Source organism: Bartonella sp. AA89HNZF (genome assembly GCF_042196905.1).
Taxonomy (GTDB): domain Bacteria; phylum Pseudomonadota; class Alphaproteobacteria; order Rhizobiales; family Rhizobiaceae; genus Bartonella.
The window spans coordinates 1-10,553 of sequence record NZ_JBHIRD010000031.1 but is presented as its reverse complement, the minus strand read 5'-3'; the positions used below and the strand labels follow the sequence as shown (position 1 = coordinate 10,553).

9 protein-coding genes and 3 pseudogenes are annotated in these 10,553 nt (G+C 40.0%); 6 read left to right on the top strand and 6 right to left on the bottom strand.

Annotated elements, in window-relative coordinates; genetic code table 11:
- The 5 genes and pseudogenes from ACFIN0_RS09000 to ACFIN0_RS08980 all read right to left on the bottom strand — a co-directional run.
- Positions 1-1,208: DEAD/DEAH box helicase family protein (locus ACFIN0_RS09000; RefSeq protein ID WP_375702370.1), on the bottom strand; the 1,208-nt coding region annotated here is incomplete at its 3' end.
- Positions 1,209-1,762: 554 nt separating this feature from the next.
- Complete coding sequence (locus ACFIN0_RS08995) at positions 1,763-3,370, bottom strand: YfjI family protein (protein ID WP_375702369.1); 1,608 nt, start codon at positions 3,368-3,370, stop codon at positions 1,763-1,765.
- Positions 3,367-4,191, bottom strand: a pseudogene (locus tag ACFIN0_RS08990) (toprim domain-containing protein); the annotation flags it as partial. The gene ACFIN0_RS08995 and the pseudogene ACFIN0_RS08990, both read right to left, overlap by 4 nt.
- Positions 4,192-4,273: 82 nt before the next feature.
- Entirely contained in the window at positions 4,274-4,474 is a 201-nt protein-coding gene (locus ACFIN0_RS08985) for an AlpA family transcriptional regulator (RefSeq protein ID WP_007347209.1), read from the bottom strand.
- Between the two features lie 207 nt (positions 4,475-4,681).
- Entirely contained in the window at positions 4,682-5,848 is a 1,167-nt protein-coding gene (locus ACFIN0_RS08980) for a tyrosine-type recombinase/integrase (RefSeq protein WP_375702368.1), read from the bottom strand.
- 165 nt (positions 5,849-6,013) lie between these two features.
- Between ACFIN0_RS08980 and ssb the strand changes: the two are divergent.
- The 3 genes and pseudogenes from ssb to ACFIN0_RS08965 all read left to right on the top strand — a co-directional run.
- A pseudogene (gene ssb, locus ACFIN0_RS08975) lies at positions 6,014-6,256 on the top strand (single-stranded DNA-binding protein); the annotation flags it as partial.
- 14 nt (positions 6,257-6,270) lie between these two features.
- Positions 6,271-6,609 carry a hypothetical protein gene (locus ACFIN0_RS08970; protein ID WP_375611108.1) on the top strand — a complete coding sequence of 113 codons (339 nt, stop codon included), beginning with the start codon at positions 6,271-6,273 and terminating at the stop codon, positions 6,607-6,609.
- Positions 6,596-7,126, top strand: a complete 531-nt coding sequence (locus tag ACFIN0_RS08965) for a hypothetical protein (RefSeq protein WP_375610920.1) — start codon at positions 6,596-6,598, stop codon at positions 7,124-7,126. The genes ACFIN0_RS08970 and ACFIN0_RS08965 overlap by 14 nt, the downstream gene beginning before the upstream one ends.
- A 9-nt stretch (positions 7,127-7,135) precedes the next feature.
- Here the strand turns inward: ACFIN0_RS08965 and ACFIN0_RS08960 are convergent, their stop codons facing one another.
- On the bottom strand, positions 7,136-7,750 hold the full coding sequence (locus ACFIN0_RS08960) for a hypothetical protein (protein ID WP_375610919.1): 615 nt from the start codon (positions 7,748-7,750) through the stop codon (positions 7,136-7,138).
- A gap of 202 nt (positions 7,751-7,952) precedes the next feature.
- Between ACFIN0_RS08960 and ACFIN0_RS08955 the strand changes: the two genes are divergently transcribed.
- The 3 genes and pseudogenes from ACFIN0_RS08955 to ACFIN0_RS08945 form a co-directional block, all read left to right on the top strand.
- On the top strand, positions 7,953-8,288 hold the full coding sequence (locus tag ACFIN0_RS08955) for a hypothetical protein (RefSeq protein WP_375610918.1): 336 nt from the start codon (positions 7,953-7,955) through the stop codon (positions 8,286-8,288).
- The gene (locus tag ACFIN0_RS08950) at positions 8,269-9,597 is read left to right on the top strand and encodes a PBSX family phage terminase large subunit (RefSeq protein WP_375676726.1); all 1,329 of its coding nucleotides are present in this window, start codon (positions 8,269-8,271) and stop codon (positions 9,595-9,597) included. The genes ACFIN0_RS08955 and ACFIN0_RS08950 overlap by 20 nt, the downstream gene beginning before the upstream one ends.
- Positions 9,582-10,341: pseudogene (locus tag ACFIN0_RS08945) on the top strand (portal protein); the annotation flags it as partial. The gene ACFIN0_RS08950 and the pseudogene ACFIN0_RS08945, both read left to right, overlap by 16 nt.
- Between the last annotated feature and the right edge of the window lie 212 nt (positions 10,342-10,553).

Genomic DNA, 10,553 nt, shown 5'->3' with positions numbered 1-10,553 from the left:
TAGAGTTTTTCATTATCCATGGACACCAAAACGTTATTGGATAAGAAAGCATTCCTTTTCAGCTTGTCACTAAAGATTTTAGGCGTTGCTGTCATATAGAGACGTTTTTTGCCCCGAATGATGCTATTATCATGAACCTTGATAAATTCGGATTCATTGTCTTCACTTCCCAATGAAGCACCAGTGGTACGGTGTGCTTCATCACAAATGATCAGATCAAATTCGGGTAAACCATGCTCTTTTTGTGCATCCGAAATCACTTGGATAGAATGATAGGTTGAAAAGATAACCGTCATTGCATCTGCGAGGTTTTCACAAGCTTCTTTGGCAAGGGCTTTTGCATCCGTGGTAGCAGGGAGAACAAGATCTGATGTTTCCATGCCAACAATATCATCTTGGTGTTTACGACGCTTGCCTACTTTCGTATCAGAACAAACCGCAAAGGAACGCAACGGGACTTGTGCATCGGCTGTCCATTCACGGATTGTTTGCGAGACTAAAGCCAGAGAAGGCACCAGAAACAAAACACGCTTGCCTGTTCCTGCTATGGTTTCTGCTATCTTCAAACTGGTGAAAGTCTTGCCCGTTCCACATGCCATAATAAGCTTGCCACGGTCTGCTTCTTTTAAACCTTCACAGACTTTCTTGATGGCTTCTTCTTGATGGGGACGAGGCTCTTTTGTTGATTTCAGAACAATTTCTTTTTTAGTTGCAAATATTTGCCAGTCTATACGACTGTTTTCCATATGACGAAGGTCAATGCGATAAACGGGGATCGCTTGTCCTTTGATCATGGCATTCACATTGTCACTTAATTCCACTTCCGTGCTATCAACGAGAAGACGATATTTGAAAATGTCTTTTCCAGATGCCGCGATAAAGCTATCAATATCCTTTTTACTGATCTGATGATCTGCTTGATAACACTTACATTGAATAGCGACATAACCCTCTTGATGACGAAGCTTAGCAATCAGATCAATACCGATATCATTTTTATTCCAATCTTCACGCTCTTTAGCCCATTCATAATAGGTTTCTACCTTTTCGTAGCGTCCATAATGAAGAGGGTCTTTCGTCAAATAAGCTATGACAAGGTTTTCAAACCATGTTCCTAATTCACGAAGTGATTTAGCTTGTTGACGATAATATTCCAACAGAGAGCGTAAAGTGACGTGTTCATTATCAGACTTAATAGATTGAAGCATAAAGAATAGACTCCATGGCAATATATTCTATTGATTAATTCTCTTCAAAGTAATCAAAATGGAGTTTATTAAATTGATTCAAACCAAATATCGAGTGCAAAATGAGTTAAAGTCATTCCAAAGCGGATAATTTTTTTTCAAAAAGTCTTTTTAAAGCTTGTTTATCAACAGCCCATGAGAGAGATCAGATCAGCAAAATAGTGAAATTTGCTGTTTGTTTTATGGTCAATCAAGACAAATGCACTATGTGTTTTAAAATATCAGAATGAGTATTTTGATGAGTTTTATGAGACATTTTATAGATAGGTTTTGAAGGTTTCTCAAACCGTCAAAATACCTTCAAAAATATACCGTGGGTTGTATTTATAGGTTGTATCTTGATATAGGTTGTTTATTAAAAAATAACTTATTGAAATATAATGACTTTTATTTTTTAATTGAAAAAAATATATAAAGGGGGGTAGAAGGAACCCTCAAAATACTCAAAATCTTCAAAACTCATACATTAAGGCGTTCTTTGAAGGTTCACTCTATGAAATACAAGGGGTAATGCTTTATTGGGGTGTCTTATGCCCCTTTACTAAAGGATGCCATTCATACCGTATTGTAGGTCGACCGCTTTTAGGGTTATTGTCTCCAGAGATTTCACGTATATAGTTACAACGGCATAAAAGCTCTAAAGCTTGCTTAACGGCTTGATTATCTTTTAAAGAAGTCCAACTTCTTTGATGAATATCGCGTAAAGTAAAAACATCAGATAAATGATCACAACGCTCGACAATTAATTTTGCACTTTCTGCTGTTAATGTATCTCCCGCCGCATAAAGGCGCTTGGCATGACTTAACAGATATTTTTCCCAACGCAACGCTGTTGTGATGGCATAGAGTCCAATTTCTAAACCACCACTATCAAGAAGTTCAAAAATTAACGCAAGACTTGCTATGGTCTTTGGCATTTTTAAAAGATGCGATTGTAAGCTTTCAGAAAGGTTATTATCTTTGGCTTCTTTATGAAGATGCTCGAACCATTCATAAAACTTCACTTGTGCTTTAGGAGAAAAACGCATGATCAGTGGTTGTTCGGGAGAACCTAAGCGTTTATCACGAAAAGAGCGAAATACCCCTTCATACTTTTGCCAGACCTCTTGATTGGGCGGTTTATCAACCAATTGCCACTCTTTATTGTCATCGGGCCAGACAATCATTTGAAAGCGTTGCAATAAACCGTCATCGTTTTTTCCACGGTGCATTGCTTGAATAATGGGAATAATGCGTGAAGGTTGAATGCCTCCAATCATGGATAAAGTGACATAAGGGATAAAAATGGTTCCACGCTCGATACGGTCATAGGTAAATTGATCATCTCCATTAAAAGCTGTTAAATAAAAGGCACGGTCTGTTTGATATTCTCTTCGTTCCAGATTGGCTAAAAAACCAGATAATTCATCACGAACCATTAAGAGACCACGGGGGTTTTCTTTTAAGAGTTCCCCAAGCTTTTCAACGGTCACATCATTGACGATAAAACGAGAGACATCATCATCATGCGCATTGTCTTTAGAGAGGGTTTCATACAAAAGAGCACGAGCGGTTTCACACTCTCCTTTTCTTATCGCTTTATTGGCTTGTCTTTCCTTTTCTCGTTTATCTAAAGTTTCAAGTCTCTCTTCAATTTCTTGTTTCTCTTTCTGCTTTAACCAGTCTTTATACCATTCCTTTTGAAGGCAAGTGATAGGAGCTAAAGCGGCTTTCATGGCTGGTGTTTTGTATGTTGACGATTGACCAATCAGAGCGCCCCAGAGATTAGGAACAACAATCCAATCATCATGTTGTTTTGGAGCAATACGCACGCCATTGCCAATGACAGCAGCCAAGGCACAGAGAGCAGAGACAGCAATAAAATCCATAGGGGCTTGTTGACGTTCTGAAACGTCATAAACATAATCCATGAATGGCATGGGGAGCTGTAATGGATTAAAAGGCTCGACGGGTAAGAGAGCCGCCGTGATAGGCTTTAATTCCCCCCAACCATTTTGTTGCAATGCTTGCTTATAAGGAATGGCTTCTAAACAAGTCTTATCATTTAAAGAAACATTATCGTTATCATTGCATGAAACATTTTGATTGTTGGTATCTACAATATTGTTTTTATTCTCTCTCATTTATTTATACCTTTCAGTATCAAAACATCATTGAAATCTAGACCGTATGGGGCTTGCATGATAAAGACCTCAAAGCCTTGTCTATAGGCATGTGCAGCGAGGGTAAAACCTGCTTTACGACCCGCATCATCGCCATCCATTGCGATTGTCAAACGCCCTTTTGTATGAGGTAAATTCACATGCCTCATGCCATGGGTTGAAAGGGACGCCCATAAATCAACGGGCTCTGATAACAACCCAGACAGCAGAGCCAGACCGGTTTCAATGCCTTCACAAATGACCAGATGTTTTGGATTGGCTTGGCTTAAATGCACCCCACCACCCGTTACAGATCCCAACATGGCTTTTGCTGGTCTTTGATCTGTTTTGCAGCCATTGGCTTTTAAAAAGGTTCTATGAATGGTAAAAGAGCCAGCGCCCTTAACAAGAGCAATCAATGCGGGCAGTGTAATCCCAGAGGGGTGTGGACATTTGTCGTAAAAGCGTAAATCAGCAGGCAAATCACATGTAATATGCCGCATGCGTAAATAGGTTTCTGCTAAAGTCTTTTTGATTGGTTGGCTTTGTTGCCAAATTGCTTTTGCTCTCTCTGCTTTCTGTTTTGCTCGTTTGAGATCAGCACAAAACTGTTTTGAGAAAGAAAGCGTATGATCATAAGCTTTATCAAAAAAGGCTTGTTTTTCAAGCAAGCCAATTCTAATGAGCGCTTGTATGATCTCTCTAAAAGAGCAGCCAGCATAACAAGTGAGTAAAAGACGCCCATCATGTCCATTAGCAAGGGATAAGCTAGGCAGCCTATCATCATGAGCAGGGCAACGGGCGTTGCGTCATAGGACGGATTATGCTATCCTTAAAGCATGAGTTTGAGAAAGCCTTGTCCGTCCTTATGTGACAAGGTTTTTTTTATGCCGCGTCACTTTGACGTTGCTGTTTTGCTTGTTCGATTACATTCAAAAGATCTGATTGTAACCAACGGGATAAAAAGCCAAATTTTAAAGGTTTTGGGAGAGAGCCATTGGTTACATGACGGCGGAATGTTGAGACACTCATATGAAGCAATTTTGCACTTTCACGGTCTGTCAAAAGAATATCATTTTCTGTCATACTAAAATCCTTTCTATCAAAAAATGGTAACAAATCATAACTATTTATTAACCACATTTTGGTTCATTTAGAAAGATGTTTTATTCATAGAAAACAATATTTTATCATATAATTTCTGATGTGATAATTTATGAGTCTTATTGAGAGAGAATGAGAGAGAAGAGAGAGAAAGTTATCCACAGATCATGGGGTTATGCACCCCATATCTTAAGATTGACCCGTGACATAAGCCGCCCATTTATCCATATAGACACGGCGCTGTTCTAAATAGTCAGTACGACGATAGGCACGCTCTACTTGTCCTCCTACTGTATGACTTAGAATAGTTTCAGCGACTTCATAGGGGGCATCGGTTGTTTCGGCGAGCCAATCACGTAAACTAGAGCGAAAACCATGGGGGCAGGCTTCAAGTTTATTTTTTCTCATGTAAATATACATACACTTCTCAGCGAGGGGACCGCGACCTTTAGCAGAAAAGAAGAAATCATTGCGAGAGAGCAGGCGCGCTTGTTTCAAGATTTCTAATGCTTCTGTTGATAAAGGCACACGAAATTCTGTTGTAGCATCACGCTTTCCTTTCATATTTTCAGCAGGAATTGTCCATATATCCCCATCAATCTGGTCTTTATGAATATGACGTAAAGGATTTGTGCGAACGCCTGTCAGAATAAGCAAACGCAAAGCCAATTGTGTCATAGTTATTTTTTGACAAAGTGTTTTATAAAAAGCCGGCACATCTCTCCAATCCATTGCAGGTAAGTTTTTTATTTTATGGCGTTGTTTACCTAAGAGCGCGCGTGCTTTTTCTGTTGCCTGTAAATCAACATCCAATCCTAATGCAGCAGCATGTTTGAGACAAAGATTAAGACGATTAAGAGCTCTATAAGCAGTTCCAGCTTTTGAATGCCAGATAGGAGCAAGTGTATTGCGTATCTCTGTTTGTGTAATCTCTGAAACCGGCAGACAGCCTAATTTGGGAAGAATATGAAGGCGTAATGGTAAAAACCAACTTCCATTCTTACCATCATTTTTTAATTCAGCTTTACGACTTTCAAAAGCATCTACAGCAATGTCTTTTAAATAATGGAGATTGCTTATTGCTTCACGCTTTTGTTTTTCACGTTCTTTAATGGGGTCACGACCTTCACGTAAAACAGAACGCCACCCAGTTGCCAATTCACGGGCTTGTTTTAAAGAGACATCTCGCAACGCTCCCAAGCCCATTTCACGACGACGACCATGAATGGTATAGCGATAAATCCATTGAGCACCTCCATCTTTACGCTTATGAAGTAACAAGCCAGCACCATCATTATATTTGCCAGCCCCCAATGTTGCGACAGATCTTGCATTAAGACGGTTCATAAGAGCCATTTTTTAATCCTTTCTTATACAAATTTGATCCATACACTCATCCCACTTGTTATGTGCAAATGAGTGGTTTTGATTGATTCAAGATAAGCAGATTTAAAATGAGACAATCTTACGTTATTCAGGGTTCTCATTCAATATGAATAACGCTAGATTATCATTATAAATCAATATCTTGTCAAAGGCAGCAAAGTTTATATCGAGGGGCGACTACAAACCCGTAAATGGCAAGATAAAAACGGTGTTGATCGCTATGTAACAGAAGTCATATTGCCTCAGTACAAAGGCGAGTTAAAGCTTTTAGATGGCAAAAATGATGATAATCAAGATCAGTCATCACCTTATGACAGAAGCTTTCACAAGCCTCTTGATACGTCTCATACCGTTATGAATGATAGTGTTCCTTTTTAATAGAGGGTATTTAAATGTCTGATAAGCCGCCGCTCCATACCTTTAGTGCAATCTGTAAATCTAAGCCAGTTTATAACTATACTATTACAGATCAGGAGATAAAATCATTACAACATAATGCTGGTATTGGAAAATGCTGTGATATATTGGCAGGTTTTCTAGTTGGAATACTGATACTTGTCGCCATGTGGATGATAAATGATGACGATGATTGGAAAAAAATACCAGCCCTTGGTATATCAATAGTGTTACTGTTATTTGTAGTGATTTTGGATGAAGGGACACAGTCAAACTCAAAGGAAATTTGGGAAAACGTTAAACAGGTGTCTGAGGTTATCTGTGAAAAAAAATAAAAAAAGGGGACGCCCTAAAATAGCAGGGCAGGTAAGAGAACCAAACGGACGTATATCACGTGCAAAAGCACCGCGTGAAGCCGTTGATAAATTGGCAATAGAAATGCGTGCAAAGTGCTTTGGTTTAACGCTACAGGAAGCAAAAAATCCGCTCTCTGGTACCTATATCGGGCGGCTTTGTTTACAAGGCGTGCTTACACAAGAGCAATATGACGCCGCGCAACAGTACCTACAGATAAGAAACGATTACCTTTGTGCAAAAGGCTTGCCTAATGCGATTTATGACGAAATGCCGTCATCTTCAGATGATAAGGCAAGAGATAAATGGGTAGCATTTGCAACAGAGCAGTTTATCAACACGCAAGAGGCACTAAAAGAAGCCCAATGCCTCTATAGACAGTATAATCTTTATGCAGCACTACAGTACCTCGTGGTAGAAGATCAAATGCTACCATATCTTGTGAATTCATTACGTGTTTCTCTTAATGCTCTTCAGAAACATTTTGATCGTAAATGACAATCTCTATTACGGTTTCATTATATTGTATATCGTTTGTAAGTTTCTGCAAAATTCAATGGATTCCTTTAAACCTTTATGATCATTTGTTTTCACTTGATATACTAGGTTATTTACTTGTTCTTTTCTGAAATCGTAACGCTTAAGAAATTTTTTTGCATAATAAATCATTGGATCCTCGTTATCATTGACCACGTCGTATGCCCACATCAAATCGCTTTCACTCCAATCATATTCATCGCGTAAACGCTTTATTACATTGGGTAGATCCATTTGCGACATCTCCTTATTATAATCACCCCGCAATATACTCACAATGGATGCACAACCAACAACTAATATGTGACGATACAATATATATTCCTGTTTAAAAAACGAATATTCTGTGCCCATGATGAGTGAAAGTTCTTCTGCTTTGCGTATCTTTTCAGAATGCATAGAGCCAATATATGATTCACTTACGTATTTGTTGTAAAGTTGATTATACTTCTCTTTAGTATCTACACTTGTAAACATACGCGTCAATTTGTCTATAAATCCAAATGACGCTGATGCAGGTAGCGCTGATATAGAAAAGAAAGCTATAAATGTTATGATGCGTGTTATGAATAATGATTTCATCATTTTAAATCCCTAAATTATTATAAGCGCTGTTTAACCGATTCCCTTTGAAATTATCAATATGTGTTATTTTAGTGTTGACAAAGTGTAGCAAATCGTATTTAATGACATTGCTGTACTTAGGTGTATTGTATCTAAACGAGGGACAGTGCAGTTTGGAATCCCCGCAAATGCGGGGTTTTTTATTATCTGGAGGGCGTATTTTATGACATCAGAAAATACACAGCAGGCTCCACAACCCATTAAAAAGCGTATACCACCAAAGGCAGGTCAAGGGCGTGTCAAAGGCGTTCCAAATAAAGTGACGCGCATTTTAAAAGAAGCAGTGGTTAAGGCTGCTGAGAATGCTGGGAATAAAATTGGCAAGGATGGTTTGATTTCTTATTTGGAAAAGCAGGCTATGGAATGCCCCGCTGCTTATTTAGCGTTGCTTGGTAAGGTGTTGCCTTTACAGGTAACAGGTGAAGATGGGGGAGCCATTAAGATCATAACGCGTGTAGAAATTGCTCCTTTAACAATGAATGACGACAAGACAGATTAAGATTGTACCAAAACTTATCCCTATTTTTGATGGGGATGCTTTGGTACGAGCGGCGTGGGGTGGACGAGGGTCTGGAAAGACAAGATCATTTGCATTGATGGCGGCTTTAAAAGGCTATCAATTTGGTATGCAGGGGATATCGGGGACCATTCTTTGTGCACGTCAGTTTCAGAATTCTTTGGCAGAAAGTTCATTGGAGGAGATTAAGCGCGCCATTGAAGCGCACGACTTTTTAAAGGACTATTACAAGGTTGGGGAATCTTCGATTAAGTCGATAGATGGTCGCGTAGCCTTTCAGTTTTCTGGTCTGGACCGTAATATTGCGAGCATTAAATCGATGGGGCGCATTTTGCTTTGTTGGGTTGATGAAGCAGAGCCGGTAACAGAGACGGCTTGGCAAACGCTTATACCGACTTTGCGAGAAGAAGGAGAGGGATGGCGGGCAGAATTATGGGTGACATGGAACCCGTTGCGAGAGAATGCCCCCGTTGAGAAGCGGTTTCGCTTTTCAGACAATGAGGCAATCAAGCGTGTTGAGATCAACTGGTCAGACAATCCGAAGTTTCCCAAGATCTTGAATGAAGCGCGGCTTGATGATCTGAGAAACCGTCCAGAGACCTATAAGCATATATGGGAGGGGGCTTATCTTACAGCAGTTCAAGGCGCTTATTATCAAAAGGAAATGTTGGCAGCCGAGCAAGAGGGGCGGATAGGGCGTGTTGCTCGTGACCCTTTAATGCAAATACGCGCCTTTTGGGATATTGGGGGGACAGGCGCCAAGGCAGATGCCACGGCGATATGGATAGCACAGTTTGTGGGGCGAGAAATTAGAGTGCTTAATTATTACGAAGCACAGGGACAGCCATTATCCGAGCACATAGGCTGGTTACGTCAGAATGGCTATGAGAAGGCATTGATGGTTCTCCCCCATGATGGTGCAACAAGAGACCGTGTACACAATGTGAGTTTTGAGAGCGCTCTTAAACAGGCAGGCTTTCAAACAAAAGTTATCCCTAATCAGGGAGCAGGGGCTGTTAAGATACGTATAGAAACAGTCCGCCGTGTTTTGCCTTCTGTTTGGTTTAATGAGAAGACGACAGTAGCAGGACGTAAGGCACTGAACTGGTATCACGAGAAATGGGATGAGAAGCGTAATATTGGCTTGGGAGCAGAGCATGATTGGTCCAGTCATGGGGCAGATGCCTTTGGACTGATGTGTATTTCATACAAACCACCAAAAGAAATACAAAAGCGACCAGCTTATAGCGGCAGAACGGAATATGAGAGTACCTCATGGATGGCAGAATGATGCATGATGATGAACGTTTAGAGAAAGACAGCAATGTATCTGATCTCTCTCATGAAGGTTTGTTTCGTAAGCTTGTGAGTTGGTACAAAGAAGATGTGGAGCATGTGAACAAATGGCGTGAACATGCGCGGGAGGATTTTGGTTTTTACAATGGTGATCAATGGAATGAAGAAGATTTATCGGCGTTAAAAAAGCAACGCCGCCCCGTTATGACTTTTAATCGTATTGCTCCGCTTGTGAATGCTGTTGTGGGTTCAGAACGCAACAATAAGCGAGAAGTGCAATTCATTCCTCGTCAAATAGGGAAGGCATTGCCAAGTGAATTACTTACAGGAGCAGCAGAATGGTTTCGCGACATGGCACATGCTGAATATGCAGATAGTGATGCTTTCCAAGATGCTGTCATTTGTGGAATGGGGTGGACTGATACCCGCCTTGATTATGAGAACAGCCTCGATGGTGAACCGGTCATTACGCGTTTAGATCCTTTAAAAATGGTCTGGGATAGTGCGGCAGTGCAACCGAATTTAACCGATGCACAACGTTTGTGGTATGTAGACCGCAAGCCGTTAGAAGTAGCTAAGCAGATGTTTCCCAAATCTCATTGGACAGAGCTGAGTGCAGATTGGGCAAGGGATGGGAGCTCTCATGAAGGTGTTCACTATAATGATCTTGATTATTACAGCGATGAGGGGAGCATTGATGTTGAAAACGGTCGTCGGATGGTCACGCTTGTTGAAGGACATTATAAACAAAAATACAATAAAGTCAATAGTTTGTTTGTAATTATTTTATATGAATCCACTCAAGAATCCACACTTTTATACGTGATTCATTTGACTATTTTTTATATAAGATTGCCATGCATGAATAGATCCAAAAAAGCTAATCATAAAGAAGTTTAAGAAGAAAAAACAACTTCAAAATGTCCTTCAAGCGTTTTAACTTCTTTCGGA

Bases quoted from the DNA above. Each gene is read 5' to 3' on its own strand.
- ACFIN0_RS08995 (WP_375702369.1), bottom strand. From the start codon at position 3,370: ATGAGAGAGAATAAAAACAATATTGTAGATACCAACAATCAAAATGTT.
- ACFIN0_RS08985 (WP_007347209.1), bottom strand. From the start codon at position 4,474: ATGACAGAAAATGATATTCTTTTGACAGACCGTGAAAGTGCAAAATTG.
- ACFIN0_RS08980 (WP_375702368.1), bottom strand. From the start codon at position 5,848: ATGGCTCTTATGAACCGTCTTAATGCAAGATCTGTCGCAACATTGGGG.
- ACFIN0_RS08970 (WP_375611108.1), top strand. From the start codon at position 6,271: ATGTCTGATAAGCCGCCGCTCCATACCTTTAGTGCAATCTGTAAATCT.
- ACFIN0_RS08960 (WP_375610919.1), bottom strand. From the start codon at position 7,750: ATGATGAAATCATTATTCATAACACGCATCATAACATTTATAGCTTTC.
- ACFIN0_RS08955 (WP_375610918.1), top strand. From the start codon at position 7,953: ATGACATCAGAAAATACACAGCAGGCTCCACAACCCATTAAAAAGCGT.
- ACFIN0_RS08950 (WP_375676726.1), top strand. From the start codon at position 8,269: ATGACGACAAGACAGATTAAGATTGTACCAAAACTTATCCCTATTTTT.